General features: G+C 68.6%; 21 protein-coding genes. 9 read left to right on the top strand and 12 right to left on the bottom strand.

The window, feature by feature from the left end; translation table 11 throughout:
- Positions 1–75: 75 nt before the first annotated feature.
- Both ACU5E9_RS12905 and ACU5E9_RS12900 read right to left on the bottom strand, forming a co-directional pair.
- Positions 76–966, bottom strand: a complete 891-nt coding sequence (locus ACU5E9_RS12905; RefSeq protein WP_456810318.1) for a D-hexose-6-phosphate mutarotase — start codon at positions 964–966, stop codon at positions 76–78.
- Positions 967–1017: 51 nt separating this feature from the next.
- On the bottom strand, positions 1018–1530 hold the full coding sequence (locus tag ACU5E9_RS12900) for a MarR family winged helix-turn-helix transcriptional regulator (protein WP_456810317.1): 513 nt from the start codon (positions 1528–1530) through the stop codon (positions 1018–1020).
- Between the two features lie 101 nt (positions 1531–1631).
- Between ACU5E9_RS12900 and ACU5E9_RS12895 the strand changes: the two genes are divergently transcribed.
- Entirely contained in the window at positions 1632–3086 is a 1455-nt protein-coding gene (locus ACU5E9_RS12895; RefSeq protein WP_456810316.1) for an MFS transporter, read from the top strand.
- 15 nt (positions 3087–3101) lie between these two features.
- On the opposite strand, the gene ACU5E9_RS12890 is transcribed toward ACU5E9_RS12895, so the two are convergent.
- The 8 genes from ACU5E9_RS12890 to ACU5E9_RS12855 form a co-directional block, all read right to left on the bottom strand.
- Positions 3102–4340, bottom strand: coding sequence for a sensor domain-containing phosphodiesterase (locus tag ACU5E9_RS12890; RefSeq protein WP_456813540.1), 1239 nt, complete (start codon positions 4338–4340; stop codon positions 3102–3104).
- 152 nt (positions 4341–4492) lie between these two features.
- Positions 4493–5194: a response regulator gene (locus ACU5E9_RS12885; RefSeq protein ID WP_456810315.1), complete on the bottom strand. Its 702-nt coding sequence runs from the start codon at positions 5192–5194 to the stop codon at positions 4493–4495.
- Complete coding sequence (locus ACU5E9_RS12880; RefSeq protein ID WP_456810314.1) at positions 5191–7767, bottom strand: ATP-binding protein; 2577 nt, start codon at positions 7765–7767, stop codon at positions 5191–5193. Before ACU5E9_RS12880 ends, ACU5E9_RS12885 begins: the two co-directional genes overlap by 4 nt.
- Before the next feature lie 3 nt (positions 7768–7770).
- On the bottom strand, positions 7771–8400 hold the full coding sequence (gene kdpC, locus ACU5E9_RS12875; RefSeq protein ID WP_456810313.1) for a potassium-transporting ATPase subunit KdpC: 630 nt from the start codon (positions 8398–8400) through the stop codon (positions 7771–7773).
- A gap of 61 nt (positions 8401–8461) precedes the next feature.
- The gene (kdpB, locus tag ACU5E9_RS12870; protein ID WP_456810312.1) at positions 8462–10669 is read right to left on the bottom strand and encodes a potassium-transporting ATPase subunit KdpB; all 2208 of its coding nucleotides are present in this window, start codon (positions 10667–10669) and stop codon (positions 8462–8464) included.
- 3 nt (positions 10670–10672) lie between these two features.
- Positions 10673–12346, bottom strand: coding sequence for a potassium-transporting ATPase subunit KdpA (kdpA, locus tag ACU5E9_RS12865; protein ID WP_456810311.1), 1674 nt, complete (start codon positions 12344–12346; stop codon positions 10673–10675).
- Positions 12346–12435, bottom strand: a complete 90-nt coding sequence (gene kdpF, locus ACU5E9_RS12860) for a K(+)-transporting ATPase subunit F (RefSeq protein ID WP_456810310.1) — start codon at positions 12433–12435, stop codon at positions 12346–12348. The genes kdpA and kdpF overlap by 1 nt, the downstream gene beginning before the upstream one ends.
- Positions 12436–12895: 460 nt before the next feature.
- Entirely contained in the window at positions 12896–13405 is a 510-nt protein-coding gene (locus tag ACU5E9_RS12855) for a septum formation family protein (protein WP_456810309.1), read from the bottom strand.
- A 265-nt stretch (positions 13406–13670) separates the two neighbouring features.
- On the opposite strand from ACU5E9_RS12855, the gene ACU5E9_RS12850 reads away from it, so the two are divergent.
- From ACU5E9_RS12850 to ACU5E9_RS12840, 3 genes are all read left to right on the top strand, one after another.
- On the top strand, positions 13671–14171 hold the full coding sequence (locus tag ACU5E9_RS12850; protein ID WP_456810308.1) for a Dps family protein: 501 nt from the start codon (positions 13671–13673) through the stop codon (positions 14169–14171).
- 166 nt (positions 14172–14337) lie between these two features.
- On the top strand, positions 14338–14793 hold the full coding sequence (locus tag ACU5E9_RS12845; protein WP_456810307.1) for an SRPBCC family protein: 456 nt from the start codon (positions 14338–14340) through the stop codon (positions 14791–14793).
- A 337-nt stretch (positions 14794–15130) separates the two neighbouring features.
- Positions 15131–16243: an LCP family protein gene (locus ACU5E9_RS12840; protein WP_456810306.1), complete on the top strand. Its 1113-nt coding sequence runs from the start codon at positions 15131–15133 to the stop codon at positions 16241–16243.
- Here the strand turns inward: ACU5E9_RS12840 and kduI are convergent.
- The gene (kduI, locus tag ACU5E9_RS12835) at positions 16240–17070 is read right to left on the bottom strand and encodes a 5-dehydro-4-deoxy-D-glucuronate isomerase (protein WP_456810305.1); all 831 of its coding nucleotides are present in this window, start codon (positions 17068–17070) and stop codon (positions 16240–16242) included. The genes ACU5E9_RS12840 and kduI overlap by 4 nt on opposite strands.
- A gap of 417 nt (positions 17071–17487) precedes the next feature.
- On the opposite strand from kduI, the gene ACU5E9_RS12830 reads away from it, so the two are divergent.
- From ACU5E9_RS12830 to ACU5E9_RS12815, 4 genes are all read left to right on the top strand, one after another.
- Positions 17488–18948 carry a glycoside-pentoside-hexuronide (GPH):cation symporter gene (locus tag ACU5E9_RS12830; RefSeq protein ID WP_456810304.1) on the top strand — a complete coding sequence of 487 codons (1461 nt, stop codon included), beginning with the start codon at positions 17488–17490 and terminating at the stop codon, positions 18946–18948.
- 75 nt (positions 18949–19023) lie between these two features.
- Positions 19024–19755 (top strand): fumarylacetoacetate hydrolase family protein, encoded by a 732-nt coding sequence (locus ACU5E9_RS12825; RefSeq protein WP_456810303.1) that lies wholly within the window; start codon positions 19024–19026, stop codon positions 19753–19755.
- Between the two features lie 9 nt (positions 19756–19764).
- Entirely contained in the window at positions 19765–19998 is a 234-nt protein-coding gene (locus ACU5E9_RS12820; RefSeq protein ID WP_456810302.1) for a tautomerase family protein, read from the top strand.
- 80 nt (positions 19999–20078) lie between these two features.
- Positions 20079–21299, top strand: coding sequence for an LCP family protein (locus ACU5E9_RS12815; protein ID WP_456810301.1), 1221 nt, complete (start codon positions 20079–20081; stop codon positions 21297–21299).
- Positions 21300–21325: 26 nt separating this feature from the next.
- On the opposite strand, the gene ACU5E9_RS12810 is transcribed toward ACU5E9_RS12815, so the two are convergent.
- Positions 21326–21706 carry a DUF5655 domain-containing protein gene (locus ACU5E9_RS12810; protein WP_456810300.1) on the bottom strand — a complete coding sequence of 127 codons (381 nt, stop codon included), beginning with the start codon at positions 21704–21706 and terminating at the stop codon, positions 21326–21328.
- Positions 21707–21771: 65 nt separating this feature from the next.
- Here ACU5E9_RS12810 and ACU5E9_RS12805 point away from each other — a divergent pair, with 65 nt between their 5' ends.
- The gene (locus ACU5E9_RS12805) at positions 21772–22323 is read left to right on the top strand and encodes a TetR/AcrR family transcriptional regulator (RefSeq protein ID WP_456810299.1); all 552 of its coding nucleotides are present in this window, start codon (positions 21772–21774) and stop codon (positions 22321–22323) included.
- Positions 22324–22385 lie beyond the last annotated feature (62 nt).

The following is a 22385-nucleotide window of genomic DNA, read 5'->3' as shown; positions in this document are numbered from 1 at the left end:
CGGGGTACAACGGTTTGCGCGGGCGGGGCATTCCATCCGGGTCAACAGCCGCCAGGCGGGCCGTGCTGACGCGGCTCAGGCCACCGAGTAGGACACCCGCATCTCGTGGCTCGCGCCGGGCGCCAGGGTGATGGCGTCGTCGCGGATGTTGCAGGTCTCCACGCACACCATGCCGGTGTACTCGTCGTCGCCGAAGTCGGCCATGGCGGCGGCCTTGTCGATCCAGGGGTTCCAGACGACGGTGCTGGCCGAGCCCTGCTTGGCGATGGTGATCGCCCGGCCGGTGGCGGCATCCGTCACGGTGGTGGTCGCCGTGGTGGCCTGGTAGATCCGGTCGGTTTCGGCGGCGAAGCGCACCGGCTCGGATTCTGCGGGGCGGGGGCCGGTGAGCCGGTCGGTGAACGGGGCGCCCTCGAGACCGGTGACGGTGGTCTGGCGGATGTCGGCGACCGCGAGGTAGGTGTGCAGCGCCTCCTCGAAACTCACCGGTTCGGCGTCCCGGTTGGTCACGGTGAGGGAGAGCCCGAGCTCGGCGCCGACGGTGATCGTGTAGCGGGCCTCGAACCGGTGCGGCCAGGCCGACGCCCGGGTGGCGTCGGTGTCGGAGAGCAGGAAGACGAGCACGACGTCGTCGCCGGCCTCGCGCGCCTCGACCAGCTGCCAGTCCGCGAGGCGGGCGAAACCGTGGGAGGGGGCCGTGGCATCCGTGGGGTGGCCGGCGAACCAGGGGAAACAGATCGGCACGCCGCCGCGCAACGGAACGCCGGGCGCGTACTCGCTCTGCTCGCTCATCCAGATCACCGGGGTGCCGCCGGTCGGCGTCCATGCGGTGACGTGGGCGCCGCGCAGGTAGACCTCGGCGGTGCCGGCCGGGCCGTACACGCGCGCGACGGCAAGCCCACCCTGTCCGAGTCCCAGTTCGACCGAGGACGGCAGTTCGATCGGGGTGGAGCTGATGGCAGACATGGTGACCTCCGTCGTTGGTGTTATCCCATCCTAGGAAGGTCGCCCCGGCTGTCAGTCCATGGCTGATTCGTAGGCGGCAATCACGCCGTCGAGGAAGGCGCTCGCCACCCGGCGCTCCTCGTCGTTCATCGTGGCGACAAGCTGATCGATCCCGGTGGCCATGGGCAGCACATAGCTGTACGCCCGTTTGATGGATGCGTCCGCGGCGGTGACCACTTGGCGGCGGCCGTCGGTGGGGTGGCGCTCGCGGCGGACGTGGCCGGCGGCTTCGAGGCGCTGCAGGACGAGACTCATGGCGGCCGTGGAGATGTCGAGTTCTCGGGCCAGTGCCGTGGGGTTGGAGGGGCCGCTCGACATGAGGTGGTCCATCACCTCCAGGCCCATCTCGTCGACGGCGATCTGATCGGCCAGGAAACGCCGAAAGGCCTGGTGCTGCAGGCCCAGCCGCTGCACACGAGCCCGAAGGTCGCCCTCTTCGAGTGGCCGGCCGTCCCGCCGCGAGGCCGCCCGGGAGGCGTTGTACTCATTCCCGAAGAGTTCGCTGCGATTCGTGTTGACATCCATGTCAGCAATGATAATACTAAATATTGCCAATTTGATTGGCTATATCTGCTTTCGCCCAGCTCAGGGCCATCCGTCATCCGCCCCTCGCGAGAGAGTCCTTCATGCCTCCTGCCGCCCGCGTCACCACCGACCCCTACCGCTACAAATGGCTGATCCTGGCCGTGATGCTCACAGCGGAGATCATCGACCTGATCGACGCGACCATCGTCAACGTCGCCGGACCCTCCCTCGAGGCGAGCCTGGGCGCCGGGTCGACCGGGCTCCAATGGGTGATCGGCGGGTATGCACTCACCCTCGGCGCCGGCCTCATCCTGGGCGGCCGGCTGGGTGACCGATTCGGACGACGGAACATGTTCCTGATCGGCCTCATCGCTTTCACCCTCACGTCTCTGCTGTGCGCGGCGGCACCCACGATCGGCACGCTGATCGCCTTCCGGCTCATTCAGGGCTTCTCGGCCGCGATCCTGCTGCCCCAGGGGCTCGGCCTGCTGCGGGCCGCGTTCCCGCCCGCCGAACTCGGCAAGGCCTTCGCCGTGTTCGGGCCGGTGTTCGGCCTCGCCGGCATCGCCGGACCTATCATCGGCGGCGCTCTCATCGAGGCCGACCTGTTCGGCCTCGGCTGGCGCACCGTCTTCCTGGTGAATGTGCCGGTCGGTCTCGTCGCCATCGTGATCGCCTGGGTCGTCCTGCCCCGCGTGGCCGGCGACCGCGCCATCACCATCGACCTCGTTGGTGCGGTCACCATCGTGCTCTCCAGCGGGCTGCTCGTGCTTCCCCTGGTGCAGGGCGAGAATGCCGGCTGGCCCGCCTGGACCTGGCTGTGCATGGCCGCCTCACTGGTGGGGTTCTACCTGTTCACCCGTCGGCAGAAGTACCGGCTCGCCGCCGGGAAGACGCCGCTGGTGACCCCGGGCATCTTCCGCAAGCCCGCATACGTGGTGGGCCTGGCCGGCATCGGCCTGTTCTTCTGCGGCACCGTCGGCGCGCAGCTGGTCTTCACGCTCTTCCTGCAGCTCGGTGAACAGTTCAGCGCGGGCGAGGCCGGGGTGAGCGGCCTTCCGCTTGCCATCGGCAGCCTGATCGGCGGCGCCGTCAGCGGGGCCGTGCTCGCTGACAAGTTGGGCAGGGCCGTGCTCCAGGTCGGCGGCGCCGTGCAGCTGGCGGGCGCGGCCTGGCTGTTCATCGCGCTGGGCGACATTTCACAGTTCACGATCTGGCAGCTCGCCCCGGGACTCGTTCTGGCCGGGATCGGCAGCGGGCTGGTGGTCGCGGCCCTGTTCAACATCATCCTGGGCGCTGTCGATGACGACGAGGTCGGTTCGGCCTCCGGGGTGCTCACGGCAGTCCAGTCGATCTTCTCCGCCGTGGCCGTGGCCGTGCTGGGCTCCGTCTTCTTCGCCAGCCTCGACGACGGCGATCCGGGCCAGGGCTTCCGCACCGCCCTCCTCGTGCAGGGCGGCCTCATCCTGGTGTTCCTGGTGCTCACGCCGCTCTTTCCCCGGCGCGCCCGGGCAGAGGAGCCTGTCGTCGAGGACGCGGCGGTCCTGGTCGACTGACGGGCTCGACGCCGGTCAGGCGGGCAGCCGGTTGATCAGCGTGAAGGCTGCGGCGGTGGCGAGGTCGCGGTCGTGGGTGAGCACGAACTCGTAGGAGCCCTCATCGTGGTTGCTGGCATCCACCTCACGCGCGGCCAGCACGGCGGCGAAATCGGCGGTGAGCACCACGACATCCCACTCGTCGATCAGCGGGTCGGCGGGGTCGATCGGGGCCACCCGGATGCGGCTGTCCCGGTCGAGCCCGGCCTCCCCGGCGAGGAACACCGCCACCAGGCCGGCCTCCGTGCTGAGCGCCTCATAGCGCCGGCGGGTGCCCGGGGTGAGATTGGCGTGGTGCTGGAACGTCGACAACACCACGGCGGAGTCGCCGCTGGCCTGGGCGCGGGCTTCCAGGAAGATGCTCATCTGCACCAGCAGGGCCCGGTTGGACGGGCGCGGCGTGCGCACCGGCGCCACCACGTCGTAGGGCGTGCCGCCGGCCGGCGGGGCCGCCGGGCCGGTGCTGAACCGGATGCCGGCCAGCGCGGCGGCGTCCGGCACCTCGCCGACCGGCCGGCCGAAGAGCCAGCCCTGGCCGTAGGTCGCGCCGAGTGCGAGGGCGGTGATGCGGTGCTCCTCGGTCTCGATGCCCTCGGCGAGCACCACGGCGCCGGTGCGCTCGGCGTGCGCGGCGACGGCACTCATCACCCGGGCAGCATCCTGGTCGGCCCGCTCGCGGATGAGCGCCATGTCGAGCTTGATCACATCCGGCCGCAGCAGCGGCAGCAGCGCGAGCGACGCCGGATCGGCGCCGAGGTCGTCCAGGGCGATGCGATAGCCGAGCTCGCGGGCCCGGTCGATGGCGTAGATCAGGCCGGCTGGGTCGCTCATCAGGGCCCGTTCGGTGACCTCGAGCACCGCCGGGGCGGGCGGATGCGGCGCGTCGACGAGGTCTGCGCGGCGCAGTGATCCCGGCTCCACATTCACGAAAAGCGAGTGCGGCGCGGTGAAGCCCTGCGCGGTGGCCGTGCGCACGCTGCTCAGCCAGCAGGCCAGGTCGAGGTCGATGACCCGGCCGGTGCCGTGCGCGTGGTCGAAGAGGGCGGCCGGGTTGTGGAAGACCGTGTCCTCGGGACCGCGGCTGAGCGCCTCGTAGGCGACCGGGGCGCCGGAGTCGAGCTCGACGATGGACTGGAACCGGGTGCTGATCAGCCGGTCGGCCAGGACCCGGGCGAACAGCGCATCCGCGGCGGTCTCCTGCTCGGTCACGCTCATGCTCACGCCCGTCCCCCATCCGCGCCGGAGCGCGTCGTTCCTGGGAGTCTAACGACCGCTCCTCCCAGCTTCCCCGTGCATAACTCCTGCTGTTTTTCTCAAACACCCCCAAAACCCGGTAGTTGCACCCGAGGCGGCAGAAATTGCAGGAGTTATGCGGTGGGGGCCGGGTCGGGGGCGAAGCGGTAGCCCATGCCGGCCTCGGTGAGCAGGTAGCGCGGGTGGGAGGGGTCGGCCTCGAGTTTCTTCCGCAGCTGGGCGAGGTAGAGCCGCAGGTAGCCGGTGTCGGTCATCTTGTGTTGCCCCCACACCTCGGCGTAGAGGGCCTGCCGGCTCACCAGCTTGCCCGGGGTGCGCAGCAGCAACTCCAGGATCTGCCACTCGGTGGGGGTGAGCCGCACGTGTTCCGGCCCGTCGGGGCCGGCGCGCACGATGTTCTTCGCCGGCAGGTCCACGGTGATGGCGCCGAAGGTGACCACCGGTTCGTCGCCGCTGGTGGGCATCCGCCGGGTGAGCGCGCGGATGCGGGCCAGCAGTTCGTCGATCGAGAACGGCTTGGTGACGTAGTCGTCCGCGCCCCGGTCGAGGGCCTCCACCTTGTCGGAGGCGCCGCTGCGGCCGCTCACCACGAGGATCGGCACGCTGTTCCAGCCGCGCACGGAGTCGATCACGGCGAGGCCGTCGAGGTGGGGCATGCCGAGGTCGAGCATCACCAGGTCGGGGTGGTACTCCACGATGGACTCCAGCGCGCTGGTGCCGTCGTGGGCCGTGATGATCTCGTAGCCGCGGGCGCCGAGGGTGATGCGCAGCGCGCGGAGGATCTGCGGGTCGTCGTCGGCGATGAGGATTCTCATGCGGTGGCTCCGTCTGAAGTCGTGGTGGCGGTGCCGGGCCGGTCCGGGTTGTCGGGTTCGCCGGCTGCGGGCCCCACCGCGGGCAGGGTGATCACCATGGTGAGGCCGCCGCCGGGGGTGTCGTCGGCGTCGAGGGTGCCGCCCATACCCTCCACGAAGCCCTTGGACAGGGCCAGCCCGAGGCCGAGGCCCGTGCTGTTGTCGGTGTCGCCGAGTCGCTGGAACGGCACGAACACGTCGCCGCGCCGGTCGGCCGGGATGCCGGGGCCGCGGTCCATGACGCGCAGCTGCACGGTGTCGGCGAACCGGCTGGCCGACACCCTGGCGGGTGTTCCGGTCGGGGAGAACCGCAGCGCGTTGCTGAGCAGGTTGACCACCGCGCGGTGCAGCAGGCCGGGGTCGGCGAGCACGGGGGAGAGGTCGCCGGGCAGGTCGAGTTCCACGCTGTCGGGGCCGAGGCCGAGTTCGTCCAGCGCGGGCAGCACCACGTCGGCCAGGTCCACCGGGCCGAGCGACACGGCCAGCGCCCCGGCCTGCAGCCGGCTCACGTCGAGCAGATTGGTGACCAGCGATGACAGGGTGTCCAGGCTCTCGCCGGCGGTGGCGAGCAGCTCGGTGCGGTCGGCCTCCGTCAGGGTGATGTCGGTGGCGCGCAGGCCGCTGATCGCGGTGGTCGCGGCGGCGAGCGGCCGGCGCAGGTCATGGCCGACGGCGGCGAGCAGGGCGCTGCGCATGCGGTCGGCCTCGGCGAGCGGGCCGATCTCGCTGGCGGTCTGGGCGAGGGCGCTGTGCTCGAGGGCGGCGTCGATCTGGCTCACGATTACGCTGAGCAGTCGGCGTTCGGATGCCGCGAGGTCGGGTCCGTGCAGCTCCAGGGTGGCCCGGGTGCCGACGGGCACGATGGTGCCGGTGACGATCGCACCGGGTACGCCGGGATCCGGTACCCCCGCATCGATCTCGCCCGCTTCGACCAACACCACTCCGTCGGCCAGCAGCCGCACCCGGCTCAGCCCGAACGCCTCGCGGGTGCGGGTGACCAGGGCCTGCAGCGCGTCCTCGCCGCGCAGCACACTGCCCGCCACGGTGGCGAGCAGCTCGGATTCGGCCGCGGCCCGCCGGGCGGTCCGGCTGCGCCGGGCGGCCTGGTCCACGACGTAGCTGACCAGGATGGCGTTGACCAGATAGAGCGAGAGCGCGAACAGGTGCAGCGGATCGGCGACCGAGATGTTGTACAGCGGTTGCACCAGGAAGTAGTCGAGGGTGAGGCCGGAGAGGAGCGCCGCGAACAGGGCCGGCCAGAGCCCACCGACCAGCGCCACGACCACGACGAGCAGCTGATAGCTGAGCACATCGCTGGTGATCGACTCGTCGCTACGGAAGGTGACGAGCAGCCAGGTGAGCAGCGGCCCGCCCGCCAGGGCCAGGGCGAAGCCGGCCAATCGCCGCCGCGGGGTGAGCGAGCCGCCCAGCCGGGGCAGCGCGAAGGTGCCGCCGGCGGCGGAGTGGGTGACGATGTGCACGTCGATGTCGCCGGACTCGCGGGTGATGGTGGCGCCGATGCCCGGGCCGGAGAGCGCCGCGGCGAGCCGGGGACGCCGGCTGACCCCGATCACCAGCTGGGTGGCGTTGGCGGCGCGGGCGAACTCCACCAGCGCCCGGGGAATGTCGTCGCCGACCACCTGGTGGTAGCTGCCGCCGAGCTCCTCGACCAGCGCGCGTTGGGCGGCCAGGGCGCCCGGATGCGGCGTGGCCAGGCCGTCCTGGCTGATCACGTGCGCGGCGATCAGCTCGCCGCCGGCCGAGCGGGCCGCGATGCGGGCGCCGCGGCGGATCAAGGTCTCGCCCTCGGGGCCGCCGGTGAGGGCCACCACCACCCGCTCGCGGGCCTCCCACTTGTTGGAGATGCCGTGCTGCGCCCGGTAACTCTGCAGCGCGGTGTCGACCTCGTCGGCCAGCCAGAGCAACGCCAGCTCCCGCAGAGCAGTGAGGTTGCCCAGCCGAAAATAGTTCGACAGTGCCGCGTCGATGCGGGCCGCCGGGTAGACGTTGCCCTCGGCGAGCCGGTCTCGCAGCGCCTGCGGGGCGAGGTCGATGACCTCCACCTGGTCGGCGCCGCGCAGCACCGCATCCGGCAACGTCTCGCGCTGCGGCACCCCGGTGATCTGCTGCACCACATCGTTGAGGGACTCGATGTGCTGGATGTTGACGGTGGAGATCACGTCGATGCCCGCGGCGAGGAGGTCCTCAACGTCCTGGTAGCGCTTGGCGTGCAGCGAGCCGGGGGCATTGGTGTGGGCGAGTTCGTCGACCAGGGCCACGTCGGGGTGCCGGGCCAGCACGGCGGCCAGATCGAGTTCGGTCAGTTCGATGCCGCGGTGCGCCACTACCGAACGGGGCAGCACCGTAAGGCCCTCGATCATGCGGGCGGTGGCCGCCCGCTCGTGGGTTTCCACGATCGCGACGGCCACATCCTTGCCTTCGCCCTGCAGGCGGCGGCCCTCGTCGAGCATGCTGTAGGTCTTACCCACGCCGGGGGCGGCGCCGAGCAGCACGCGCAGACGACCGCGTTTCATGGGTTAGCCCTTTCCCTGCTCCGACTCGAGCTGTGCGAGTGCGATGTTCAAGTTGAGCACATTCACGGTCGGTTCGCCGAGATACCCGAGGTCAGGCGTCTGTTCGGCGCCGTCCACCAGCGCACGCACGTCCGCTTCGGGCAGGTCGCGGGCGGCCGCGACCCGCTCTACCTGCAGCCGGGCGTAGGCGGGACTGATCTGCGGGTCGAGCCCGGAGGCCGACGCGGTGACGGCATCCGCCGGAATCTCGCCGACCGGCACGTCGTCCAGTGCGCTGATCGCGGCCTGGCGATCGCCGATCGCCTGGATCAGGTCGGCGTTTTCCGGCCCCCAGTTGCTGCCGCTGGACGCGCTCGCGTCGTAGCCGGCACCGGCCGCGGACGGCCGGGACTGGAACCATTCGGGCAGGGCCGCGCCGTCGGCATCCGTGAAGGACTGCCCGATCAGGCCGGACCCCACGACCTCGCCGGAGCTGCGAACCAGCGACCCATTGGCCTGCGCGGGCAGGGCGACCTGGCCGATCAGGGTGATGGCCAGCGGGTAGGCCAGGCCGAGCACAACGGTGAAGACGAGCATGGCGCGCACGGCCACCCAGTACTGCCGGGTGCCGGTGCGAGTGCGGGAGGTGCTCATGAGGTGAATGTCCAATTCAGAGTAGTGAGGCGGAGGAGTGTGACGAGGGGGATGCGCACGGCTAGAACCCCGGGATCAGGATCAGGGACACGACGAGGTCGATCAGTTTGATGCCCACAAACGGGGCGATCACCCCGCCGAGCCCGTAGATCAGCAGGTTGCGGCCGAGAACACTGGCGGCGCTCGCCGCGCGGTATTTCACGCCGCGGAGCGCCAGCGGAATGAGCACGACGATGATGATGGCGTTGAAGATGATCGCCGACAGGATCGCCGACGCGGGGGAGCTCAGCTGCATGATGTTGAGCACCGCGAGGCCCGGGAACACCCCGGCGAACATAGCCGGGATGATCGCGAAGTACTTGGCGATGTCGTTCGCGATCGAGAACGTGGTGAGCGCCCCGCGGGTGATCAGCAGTTGCTTGCCGATCCGCACGATGTCGATCAGCTTGGTCGGGTCGGAATCGAGATCGACCATGTTGCCGGCCTCCTTCGCGGCGGACGTGCCGGTGTTCATCGCCACGCCCACGTCGGCCTGCGCCAGGGCGGGCGCGTCGTTGGTGCCGTCACCGGTCATCGCCACGAGGTTTCCGCCCTCCTGTTCCCGGCGAATGAGGGCGAGCTTGTCTTCGGGCGTGGCCTCGGCGAGGAAGTCGTCGACGCCGGCCTCGGCCGCGATGGTGGTGGCGGTGAGGGCGTTGTCGCCGGTGACCATGACGGTGCGGATGCCCATCGAGCGCAGCTCCGCGAAGCGCTCCTTCATGCCCTCCTTCACGATGTCCTTGAGGTACACCACGCCGAGCACGGTGCGCTCGCCGGGTGTGCCATCGACGGCGGATGCACCGGTCGCGACCACCAGCGGGGTGCCGCCCAGCCGGGAGATCCGTTCCACCTCCGCGGTCAGCTCGGCCAGCACCGTGACGGCCACCGGGCCTCCCTCGCCCACCCAGGCCAGCACGGCGGAGCCGGCGCCCTTGCGGATCTGCCCGCCGCCGGTGCCGCCGCCGGTGCCGCTGTTGCCGGTCAGGTCGATGCCGCTCATGCGGGTCTGAGCGGTGAACGGCACGATCTCGCCGGCCAGGCTGTCCGGCCGGTGAAATCCCCGTTCAGCGGCCAGGTCCACGATCGACTTGCCCTCCGGGGTGGGGTCGCTCAGCGAGGAGAGCGCGGCGGCGCGCACCAGCTCGGCCTCGGTCACCCCGGTCAGCGGCGCAAACTCGCGGGCCTGGCGGTTGCCGTAGGTGATGGTGCCGGTCTTGTCGAGCAGCAGGATGGTGACGTCGCCGGCCGCCTCGACCGCGCGGCCCGACATGGCCAGCACGTTCCGCTGCACGAGCCGGTCCATGCCGGCGATGCCGATCGCCGAGAGCAGGGCGCCGATTGTGGTGGGGATCAGGCAGACCAGCAGGGCGATGAGCACGGGCAGGCTCACGGTGGCGGCGGAGTAGCTCGCGATCGGGTTGAGGGTGAGCACCACGACCAGGAACACGATCGAGAGGCTGGCCAGCAGGATGTTCAGCGCGAGCTCGTTCGGGGTCTTCTGCCGGGCGGCGCCCTCGACGAGGGCGATCATGCGGTCGACGAAGGTCTCGCCGGGTTTGCTCGTGATGCGTACCACGATGCGGTCGGAGAGCACCCGGGTGCCGCCGGTGACGGCGCTGCGGTCGCCGCCGGATTCCCGCACCACGGGCGCGGATTCGCCGGTGATCGCGGACTCGTCGATCGAGGCGATGCCCCACACGATGTCGCCGTCGCCGGGCACGAGTTCCCCGGCCACGACGATCACTGTGTCCCCGAGGGTGAGGTCGGCCGACGAGATCGTCTGCACCGGGGCGCCTTCTGCGCCCGGGTTGGTCTCGGCGTTGTAGTCCAGCACCTGGGTGGCGCTCGTGCTGGTGCGGGTCTGGCGCAGACTGTCGGCCTGGGCCTTGCCGCGGCCCTCCGCCACGGCCTCGGCCAGGTTGGCGAAGATCACGGTGAGCCAGAGCCAGATGGCGATGCCCACGGTGAATGAAGCGGGCACTGTGCTGCCGCCGGAATCGGCGGGGCCGCCCAGAAACGGCTCGGCGATCGCGAGCGCAGTGGTGAGCACGGCACCGATTTCGACGATGAACATCACCGGGTTCCGCCACATCAGGCGCGGGTCGAGCTTCTTCACCGCGCCGGGAAGCGCGGCCACGAGTTGGCCGGCGCTGATCGCCTTCTTCGGAGCCGCGTGGTGGTCCCCAGCCGGCGTGGTCGGGGTGTCGGGGGTATTTATCAGTGTGGTCATGGCTTACTGCAGCCCTTCCGCCAGGGGACCCAGCGCGAGTACGGGGAAATAGGTGAGTGCGGTGATGATGACGGTGACGCCGATCAACAGGCCAACGAACTGGGGCCGGTTGGTGGGCAGGGTGCCCGCGGTGGCCGGCACCTTGTCCTGCGCGGCGAACGAGCCGGCCAGGGCGAGCACGAACACGATCGGCAGGAACCGGCCGAGCAGCATCGCCACGCCGAGCGCTGTGTTGAACCAGGGCGTGTTGGCGGTGAGTCCGGCGAACGCCGACCCGTTGTTGTTGGCCGCGGAGGTGAACGCGTAGAGCACCTCGGAGAGCCCGTGCAGGCCGGGGTTCCAGATCGACGTGGCCTCCACATCCGCTCGCACGGCGGGGATCGCGAAGCTCAGCGCGGTGCCGGCCAGCACCAGAGTCGGGGTGACGAGGATGTACAGGCTGGCCAGCTTGATCTCCCGCGGGCCGATCTTCTTGCCCAGGTATTCCGGGGTGCGTCCCACCAACAGGCCGGCCACGAAAACCGCGATCACCGCGAGGATGAGCATGCCGTAGAGGCCCGAGCCGGTGCCGCCCGGGGCGACCTCACCGAGCATCATGTTGAGCATCGGCATCATGCCGCCCAGCGACGTGAACGAGTCGTGCATCGAGTTGACCGCGCCGGTGGAGGTGAGGGTCGTCGAGGTGGCGAACAGGGTGGAGCCGAAGATGCCGAACCGGGTCTCCTTGCCCTCCATCGCGCCCCCGGCCAGTGCCGGGGCGGTGCCGGCGCCGCCCAGTTCGAACAGCGTGAGGGCGGTGAGCGAGATGACGAAGATCGTGGCCATGGTGGCCAGGATCGTGTAACCCTGCTTTTTGTCGCCGACCATGGTGCCGAAGGTGCGCGGCAGGCTGAACGGGATGGCCAGCATCAGCACGATTTCGAACAGGCTGGTCCAGCCGCTCGGGTTTTCGAACGGATGCGACGAGTTGGCGTTGAAGAATCCGCCGCCGTTGGTGCCGAGTTCCTTGATCGCCTCCTGGGACGCCACCGGACCGCCGGGGATCGACTGGGTGGCCCCGGTGAGGGTGGACACATCGGTGAATCCGGTGAAGTTCTGGATCACCCCGCCGGCCAGCAGCACGATCGCGGCGAACACCGCCAGCGGCAGCAGCAGCCGCAGCACCCCGCGGGTGAGGTCCACCCAGAAGTTGCCGATGGTGCCGGAGCGGCGCAGCATGAGCCCCCGCACCAGAGCGACCGCCACCGCCAGGCCCACTGCCGAGGAGACGAAGTTCTGCACCGCGAGGCCGGCGATCTGCACCGTGTAGCCGAGGGTGACGTCGGGGGAGTACGACTGCCAGTTGGTGTTGGTGACGAACGACACGGCGGTGTTGAACGAGAGTCCCTCCGGCACCGCCGGGAAGCCGAGCGAGTAGGGCAGCACGGCCTGGGCGCGCTGTATGGCGTAGACGAACAGCACCCCCACCAGCGAGAACGCCAGCACGCTGCGCAGGTACGCCGGCCAGGTCTGCTGGCCGCGGGCATCCACCCCGATCAGGCGGTAGAAGCCACGCTCTACGGCGAGGTCCTTTCGGGAGGTGTAGATCGTGGCCATGTAGTCGCCGAGCGGCCGGTAGATGACGACGAGCACGGCAACGAGGGTGAGGGCCTGCAGGATGCCCAGCCAGACCGACACTAGAACCGCTCCGGTTTCACCAGGGCCAGCACCAGGTAGCCGAGGGCGCCGACGGCCAGCACCGCGGCCACGATGTCGAACACGATCACAGCTTCGCCACCCCCCAGGCGACGACGCCGATCAGTGCGAACACGGCGATCACGCCGAGCACGTAGACAAGGTCAAGCATGAAATTTCTCCGTCCGTAGGCCGCCGCGGTCAGCGGTCGGCGCCGTGCTCCCCAGGAGCACCAGACGAGTAGACACCCCGGTTCGGTCGCACACGGGATTCCTAACGACTCCCTAACGCCGAAATCCCGCGACCCGTGAGTTCGGCCCCGAATGTTCGCGTTGTGCGGGATTCAGCTCACGGTTCGCGGGCATGAAAAAAGCCCCGGTGCTGCTCGCGCTTTGGGGGGAAAGGGAGCTGGCACCGGGGCCAATCGTTGGAGTGGGGGAACTCCATGTGCAACAGTACGTGGTCTGCGCTGCGAGCGGGCTGGACGCGGCCTAAGAAGTTTCTATGTTCGCGATTTTTGTGCCCATGCCGGCCACACCCGGGACCGGTGGGTCAGAGGGCCACGCCGGCGAGTGAGCCGGTGGTCTTGTCCGCTCCCATCACGATGCAGAGGATCTCGCGGTCGCCGTTCTCCCAACTACCCTCGGTCGGCGAGAGGTAGTTGAAGTCCAGCGCGGATTCTTCGTAGGACGTGCCGACGAAGTTGGGGAATTCGGCGACACAGCCGTCTTCGGCGGCCTGGCTGATGACATCGTCGCCCGGGTAGGCTTCCTCGGCGCTCACGTCGAAGGCGAAATACGCCTCGTAGTCGTGGGCTTCGGAACAGGGGATCGCCTGGACGCTGTCGATCTCCTCGGCCTCCTCGTCGTTGAAACAATCGCCGACGGCGAGGGAGAAGACATCGGCCTCGCCGGCCTCGCTGATCTCCTGCGTGTCGGCGTCGCGGGCCGCTTCCTTAGGGAAGAGGTCGGTGATCGCGCTGCAGCCCGAGAGCGCCAGGGCGCCGACTGACAATACGGCGGCGACGAGGACCAGGCGCAGGCGAGGGACGGCGTGGGACATGGTGGTGCCTTTCGAAAGCGGGGACGGGCGTGCGGGACGGCACGAAGGGATGTGTGCCACGGCGAGACGCGATGGCCGCCGGCGCTCGAACCCCGAAAAAAATTGGCGCTGGCGGCGATTCCATATTGGCCGAATTCGAAACATCTGCGCAAGCATCCGGTCGTGAATTTACGGCGGGACCGACTAGGGTTCTGTCTGAAACAGGCGCGGCACGAGCTGGCCATTCGGCCGTCATCGTTCCCGCCGACGACGAAGGGAATCACCAATGAAGGCATCCGCAGAGCTCGGCAGCAACCTGCAGTCGGTGCTCGTCGACCTGATCGAGCTGCACGTCCAGGGCAAGCAGGCGCACTGGAGCGTCGTGGGTAAGAACTTCCGCGACCTTCACCTGCAGCTCGACGAGATCATCGACGACGCCCGTATTTTCACCGATGAGCTGGCCGAGCGGATGCGCGCGCTCGACGCCCTGCCCGACGGACGCACCGAGACCGTCACCAAGACCACGCACCTGCCCAAGTTCCCCGCCGGCGAGGTCGACACCACCGAAACGGTGATCCTGGTCACGGCGCTGCTGACCGCCACGGTCGACAACATCCGCGAGATTCACGAAGCAGTCGACGAAGAAGACCCGGCCAGTGCGGACATCTTGAACGGCTTCATTCTGAAGCTCGAGCAGTACATCTGGATGGTCAGCGCCGAGGACCGGAAGCCCCGGAAGGCCACCGCCAAGGATTCCACCCGGCCGGTCGGCACCGCCAAGATCTGAGCACCCGGGTAGGACCGCCACCTCAGCAGGGGAATAGGCGGATCGGGTGCCCGGCGTGACGAATCACCATTCGGCACCGTCACAGCAGTAGCACCAATTCGCACCATCGAGCTCGCGGCCGCCGCGAGCCACGACAACCCCGCGACACAGGACAGAGGATGACCCGATGACCCAGGTAATCGAAACAATCGACGTGGATGTTCCGGTCCGCACCGCCTACAACCAGTGGACCCAGTTCGAGTCGTTCCCGCAGTTCCTCGACTTCGTCGAGAGCATCAAGCAGCTCGACGACACCCACACCCACTGGAAGGTGAAGATCGGCGGCGCCGTCCGCGAGTTCGACGCCGAGATCTCCGAGCAGCACCCGGACGAGCGCGTGGCCTGGAAGAGCACCTCAGGCGACGAGCACCACGCCGGAGTGGTCACCTTCCACCGGCTCAGCGACACCACCTCCCGGGTCACCGTGCAGCTGGACTGGGAAGCCGAGGGCTTCCTCGAGAAGGTCGGCGCGGTGTTCGGCGTGGACGACCACGTGATCCGCAAGGACCTCAAGCAGTTCAAGACCTTCGTCGAGAACCCCGCCCACCAGGGCGAGGGCTGGCGCGGGGACGTCACCATCTAGGCTGACACGGTTCAACCTGACACGGTTCAACCTGACACGGTTCAACCCAACACCGTTCAACCCGACACCGTCGGCGCCGCGGGGAGTATTCCCCGCAGCGCCGACGGTGTTTCGGTTGGAGTGCTACATTCCCTGCTGACACGGTACGAGGGACTCGATCGGTGACCAGGGACCAGCAGAGCACTGCCGCCGTTGCCGCCACTGCGGCAACTCCCGCAGGCGTTGCCCGGCACGGCCGGCTCAAGCGGTCGAACCCGGTCACGAGCCTGCTGGCCATGGTGGCCGTGGCCCTGGTCGTGCTCCTCGTCAGCGGCGCCGCGGTCGCGGCGCTCTTCGTGTGGCAATTCACCAGCGAGGTGTCGGCCAACTCGATCGAATCACCGGCGACGGTGACACCCAGAAGCCGATCAACATCGGCAGCTACGAAGACGGGTTCAACATCCTCATCGTCGGCGTGGACAACGACGCCGCCCAGGGCGCGGCCTACGGCATCCGTGACATCGCCCTGAACGACGTGAACATCCTGGTGCACGTGTCGGCCGACCACGCCAACGCGGTGGTGGTGAGCATCCCCCGGGACCTGATCGTGGCGCATCCGGACTGCACGAACCCCGACACCGGCGAGCAGGTCGGCGAGGTGTCGGCCGCACCGATCAACCAGGCCATGGCGCGGGGCGGCCTGCCCTGCGTGGTCGACACCGTCGCCGGGCTGACCGGGCTGGACATCCCCTTCGCCGGACTCGTGTCCTTCAGCGGGGTCGTTCGGATGAGCGATGCGGTCGGCGGCGTGCCGATCTGCCTGTCCGAACCGATCAACGATCCCCTCGCCGACCTCAACCTCCCGGCCGGCACGAGCGTCGTCGCCGGCCAGACGGCCCTGTCGTTCCTGCGCAGCCGGCACGGCGTCGGCGACGGCAGCGACCTGTCCCGGATCTCGTCGCAGCAGCTCTACCTGGCCTCGCTGATGCGCACGGTGCAGGGCGACGGCACCTTCACCGACCTGCCCCGGCTGCTCTCCCTGGCCAACGCGGCGGCCCGCAACATCCAGCTCTCCACGACGCTGGCGTACCCGGAGACCATGGTGTCGATGGCCCTGGCGATCAAGGACATCGAGCCGGAGCGGATGGTGTTCGTGCAGTATCCGGGAACCACCGAGAACCCCGCCTACCCGGGCAGGGTGACGCCGCTCCAGGACCTCGCCGACGCGATGTTCGCCAAGATCACCGCCGACGAACCGTTCTCGCTCACCGCCGAGGAGCCGGCGGAGGCGCCCGTCGCCGACCCGCCGGGGGACACCCCGGCCGATCCGGCGGTCGACCCTGCGGCCGACCCCGCTACCGACCCGGCGACACCGGATGCGCCGACGCCGACGCCCGCGCCGGAGGTGCTGGACGGGCTCACCGGCCGGACCGCCGCTGATGAGTCCTGCGCGGAGGCGTTCAGCGGCTAGCGCAGCTCGGCGGGCTGGACGTGGTCCATGTCGTCGAACGCCTTGTTCTCGCCGGCCATCGCCCAGACGAACGAGTAGCTGCCGGTACCGAAGCCGCTGTGCAGCGACCAGCTCGGCGAGATGATCGCCTCGTTGTTGGCCACGACGAGGTGGCGGCTCTCGGTGGGCTCACCCATCAGGTGGATGACGCGGTGCTCGGCAGCGAGGTCGAAGTACAGGTAGCACTCGGTGCGGCGGTCATGGGTGTGGGCCGGCATGGTGTTCCACATGCTGCCCTCGCTGAGGACGGTCACGCCCATCACGACCTGGCAGCTCTGCACGCCATTGGCGTGGATGTACTGGTTGATGGTGCGCTCGTTCGAGGTGGTGGGGTCGCCGAGCTCGCGCACGGTGCCCTGGCCCTTGGCGACCAGCGTGGTGGGGTACGCGGTGTGCGCGGTGGCCGAGAAGAGGTAGAACGAGGCCGGTGCGGCCGCGTCGGCGCTGGTGAAGACCACATCGGTCACACCCCGGCCGATATAGAGGCACGCGCCCGGCTCGAGGTCGTAGCCGGTGCCGTCGACCGAGATCGTGCCGGCGCCGCCGACGTTGACGATGCCCGCTTCCCGGTTCTCGAAGAACGTGTCGGTGCGGAGCAGGTCGAAGGTGCCCAGCGTGATGCTGGTCTGCACCGGGCGGGCGCCGCCCAGCACGATGCGGTCTTCGTGGGTGTAGGTGGCGCGGAACTCGTCGTCAGCGAAGAGATCGTCGACCAGGTAGTTCTCCCGGAGCGCCGCGGTGTCGAATGTGCGGATCTGGGCGGGATTGGTGGAATGACGCAACTGCATTGTTTTTCTCATTTCCTGGGGAGGCATCTGCCGCGGGCCGCGGCGGCGAAGGCTGATGTTCCGTCTCGCGGAACAACATACCAGTAATCTATGCCCGTGCGGAACATTGCCGCCGAAATAAGGACTTAGGTCCCATGGTATATAGGCGCGCCGCCCGTACTCTGAGTCTGTACCACGGCCAAACATTCCGTCCAGCGGAATCCGCGGCGTGGGACTGAAGCTCAACGAGGAGGAACCAGTGAACCCGCCCGCCGCCCGGCCCGCAGCATCCGCCGCCGGCGCACGCACCAGCTTCGGCTGACTCCTTACGCGCCCGCCTGACCGGCGCATCTTCCCCACCCCGCCCGCGTGCCCGTCCTCGGCCGCGTCGCCCTCCACGCACACCCATGATTGCAACCGAAAGAGTGATAGCGCCCCATGAGTATCCAAGACAACATTGACGTCGTCCCGGACGCAGCGCCCGTCGTCGCAGCCGACGAGGCTGAAGGCACCCTCACCGGAAAGGAGAAGGTCGCCTACGGGTTCGGTGACCTCGGCAATGGGTTCATGTTCGACCTCGGCCAGGCCTACCTCACCAAGTTCTGGATCGACACCGCGGGCATCGGCCCGGCAGTCGTCGCGCTGATCTTCGTTCTGGTCAAGCTCTTCGACGCGGTGATGGACACCGTCGCGGCGCTCTTCATCGACGGCCGCAAGGTCGGCAAGCGCGGCAAGTTCCGCCCGGTGATGATGGTCTCCGCCTTCATCCTCGCGGTGATGACCGTGGTCACCTTCACCATGCCCGACGTGGCCATGGGCTGGAAGATCGCCTTCGCCGCCGGTACCTACGCCATCTGGGGCGGTGTCTACTCCTTCGTCAACGGCCCGTACGGTTCACTGGCCTCGGTGATGACCCGCAACATCAAGGAACGCGCCCAGCTCGCCACCTCCCGCCAGGCCGGTTCGCTCGGTGCCCAGTGGATCTGTGGCATCGCCTTCATCCCGATCATGATGATGCTCGGTGGCATGACCTCCAAGAACTACATGTGGGCCGCCCTGGTCATGGCCGTGCTCGGCATGGCCTCGTTCGCGCTCTGCTACCGCGGCACCAAGGAACACGTTGTCGTGAACCGGGAAGCCAACAAGGAGAAGACGAGCCTCAAGGACTACGGCCGCGCCGTGCTCACCAACCGGCCGCTGCTCGGCCTGGTGCTGATGAGCCTGTTCACCATCTCGTCGATGAACGTGAACAACATGATGATGATCTTCTTCGCCGAGTTCAACCTCGGCAACATCGCCCTGATGGCCGTGCTCAACTTCGTGATGATCGGTGCCTCCATCGTGGGCATCATGTTCATTCCGAAGCTGGTCGTGCGTTTCGGCAAGAAGCGCACCGTCATGGTGAGCTTCGCTGTTGCGGTGGTGGCCAACGGTTTGAACTTCATCATCCCGACCAACCTGTGGACGTTCATGATCCTCGTCACCATCGGGTACGTCGCCCTGTCCATCCCCAACGGCATCACCTGGGCCTTCGTCTCCGACACCATCGACTACGGCGAATGGCACACCGGCGTGCGCCGTGAGGGCATGACCTACGCGGCATTCAGCTTCTCGCGCAAGGTCTCGCAGTCCCTCGCCGCTCTGGTGGGCGCCGGCATGCTCGCCGTGTCCGGCTACGTGGCGCAGGCCACGACGCAGTCGGAAGGCACGCTGCTCGGGATCAAGGCCGTGATGACGCTGTACCCGGCCATCGCGCTCACCATCGCCGCCGTCATCATCTACTTCATCTACAACATGAACGACGACAAGTACCGTCGCATCGCCAAGGACCTGAACGAGGGCCGTTGGGAACACGGCATCATCGGCGAGAGCACCCGCGCCTCGCTCGCAATGAAGTAGTCCACAAACGCTATACCGCAGGGGGCGCCGCTGGTGCCCCCTGTTTCATCCCCGGCAACGTCAGGAAAGTAGCTCATGCGCATCGCTCGACTCGAAACTCCGACCGGCCCCCGCCACGCCGTCGCCTCCGGCGACAGCTGGAACCTCATCGACGACCCGTTCGCCGCACCACTGGTCTACACCGGGGAGTCCATCCCGACCGCCGACGCCGTGCTCCTCGCCGCAGTCGACCCGCGCGTGGTCGTCGGCATCGGCCACAACCAGCCGGGCAACCCGTTGCCGATGCAGGCCTGGCACAAGTCGGTGCACACCGTCGCCGGCACCGGCGACGACATCTTCGCCGTGCGCGGCGTGGGCACCGTGAACATCGAGGGCGAGCTCGCCGTGGTGATCGGCGCATCCGCCACGAACCTCACCCTCGACAACGCCTTCGATGCCGTGCTGGGCTACACCGTGGCCAACGATGTCACCAACGTCGACCAGTGCCCGATCGACCAGCGCAACTTCCAGGGCAAGAGCGGCAAGAACTACACCCCGCTCGGCCCGTGGATCGAGACCGATATCGCCGACCCCGAGAACGTGGCCACCGAGGTGGTCATCAACGGCGCCGTCGTGGTGAACTCGGGCTCGTTCAACCTGCCCTCCTCGGTCGCTGCCACGCTCGTCTACGTGACGAAGTGGCTCACCCTCGAGCCCGGCGACGTGGTGCTCACCGGGGCACCCGGCACCGACCTTCCCGTGCGCCCGGGTGACACCGTCGACATCACCCTCGCCGGTATCGGCACCCTGAGCAACACCATCGCCTAAGGAACAGACATGCCCAACATCACCGTTCAGCTACTCGCGGGGCGCGACATCAACCAGCGCCGAGCCTTTGTTCACGACGTCACCGACAGTGCCGTTCTGACCCTGGGTGCGCGCCGCGAAGACGTCCGGATCGTTTTCGAGGAGATCACGCCGGACATCGTCGCGAACGGCGGGGTCCTCGCCAGCGAAGACGAGAGCCGCGCAGCGGTCGTCAACCGTTTCGTCCCCGAGGCCAGCTCGTAACACCCCTCGCCCGGCGCTCGCCCAGCGGGGGCTGCTAAGTTCCGGTACTCAAGCAGCAGGATGAAGGGTGGGCTTTGCCGGTGAGTGAACGACGTGCGCAGATCAAGGGGATCGCCCGGCACGGGCGGTTGAGGCGAAGCGGCGCCGTGCGGACCATCATCATGATGGTCGCCGCGTCGCTCGCCGTGCTCCTGGTGAGCACCGTCGGGGTCGTGGGCATCGCCGTCTGGCAGCTCAGCAGCAAGATCACGGGCAACTCCATCGACATCGGGAGCAACGATGCGGCTGCGCCGCCGCCCAACCTCGGCGCCTACGAGAACGGATTCAACATCCTCATCGTCGGTGCCGACAACGACGCCGACCAGGGGCTGGCCTACGGCGAGCGGGATGCGACGCTCAACGACGTCAACATTCTCGTGCACGTGTCGGCGGACCACAGCAACGCGGTGGTGGTGAGCATCCCGCGTGACCTGATCGTGGCGCATCCGGAGTGCACGAACGCCGACACCGGCGAGGTCTTCAGCGCCATGTCGGCCGCCCCGATGAACGAGGCGATGGCCCGCGGCGGGCTGACCTGCGTGGTCAACACCGTGGAGGGCCTCACCGGCCTCGACATTCCCTACGCCGGGCTGACCTCGTTCAATGGTGTGGTGCAGATGAGCGACGCCGTCGGCGGCGTGCCGATCTGCCTCACCGAGGCGATTGACGACCCGCTGGCCGACCTCAGCCTGCCCGCCGGCACCAGCGTGGTCTCGGGCCAGACGGCGCTGGGCTTCCTGCGCAGCCGGCACGGCGTCGGCGACGGGAGTGACCTGTCCCGCATCTCGTCGCAACAGATCTACCTCGCGTCGCTGATGCGCACCGTGCAGGCCGACGGCACCCTCACCGACCTGTCGAAGCTGTACGGCCTGGCCACCGCCGCGTCGCAGAACATCAAGCTGTCCACGACCCTGGCCCGCACCGACACCATGGTGTCGATGGCGTTGGCGCTCAAGGACCTCGACCTGGAGCGGCTGGTCTTCGTGCAGTACCCGGGAACCACCGAGGACCCCGACTTCCCGGGCAAGGTGGTGCCGTCGCAGGACCTGGCCGACGAGATGTTCGCAAAGATCGCCGCCGACGTGCCGTTCAGCCTCACGCCGACCGTGCCGGCGGAGGAACCCGTCGTCGCCGATCCGCCGGTGGAGGCACCGGAGGGGACCGTTCCGCCGGAAACGGTGGAGGCGGCCCCGGAGGCGATCGACGGACTCACGGGCCGCACCGCCGGCGACGAGTCCTGCGCCCAGGCCTACAGCGGTTGACGCGCATCGGCTGACCGCCCGCGGCGCTATCCCGCCTTCGTCCAAGCCTCCCGCAGGCAATCGACCACCTCGTCGTCGAGGTCGTGAACGCTCCGCAGCTCGAGGTGGTGCATGAAGTGGTTGAGGGTGGGCTCGGCCACCTCCTTCCACCGGGGCGAGGTGTCGAACCTGTCGAGGTCGATGGTGAGCACCAGCGGGGCCACGGCCCCGGAGAGGTAGTGGCCGGGAAGCCAGGTCCACGCGAAGGAGCGGTCGCGGCGGAACGCGACCTGGCTCTTCGTGACGCGGACTTCGGCCTCGCCGATGGACAGGACGGCCGCGCACACTGTGTCGAAGAGCGTCCGCGCGAGCGGATCGCTCCCTTCGAAGTACTGCTCGAGCGGGATGGGCTTCGTCAATGCGGTCATGTGCTGCAGGGTAGTACCGACTGCCCGGTCTCGTGCGGGGTGACCACTATGTCTATAGTGATGGCATGGCATCAACCCGGGACCGGGCCCTCGAGGCGGCCGTCGACCTGCTCGGCCGGCAGGGCTTGCGAGCGCTGACCCATGTGCGGGTCGACGAGCACGCCGGGTTGCCACGCGGGTCGACGTCCAACTCCTTCCGCACCCGGGCCGCCCTGCTTGACGGGGTCGTCGCCTGGGTGGCTGAGCGCGAGCTGGCGGATTCCGCGGCCGGCATCGACCTGGCCACGCTCACCGCCGACCAGCTGGTGGATGCCTTTTGCGCGCTCCTCGAGGCGCAGACCGGCCCGTTCGGCACGCGCACCCTGGCCCGCTACGTCCTGTTCCTCGAATCGGCCAGTCACCCGGCGCTGCGCGCCCCGATGGTGGCGAACCGGCACAGCTTCGAAGAGCTGGCCACGGCCATGATGACGAGCCTCGGCGCGCCGGATCCGCAAACCGCCGCCCGCACCCTGATGGCCTGTGGCGAGGGGCTCATTCTGCATCGACTCACCGTCGACCCCGAACTGCCGTTGCGCCCCTCGGTCGCCCTGCTTGTGCGAGCCTGCCTGGCCGGGTGACCCTCCGGTGTGAGGCCACCGGCCCTTCACGACGGCCTCGACGAGAGTAGTTTGGCGGCGGA

Source organism: Cryobacterium sp. AP23, assembly GCF_054075385.1.
Note: the sequence above shows the minus strand (reverse complement) of the source record. Positions and strands in the feature narration are given on the sequence as shown.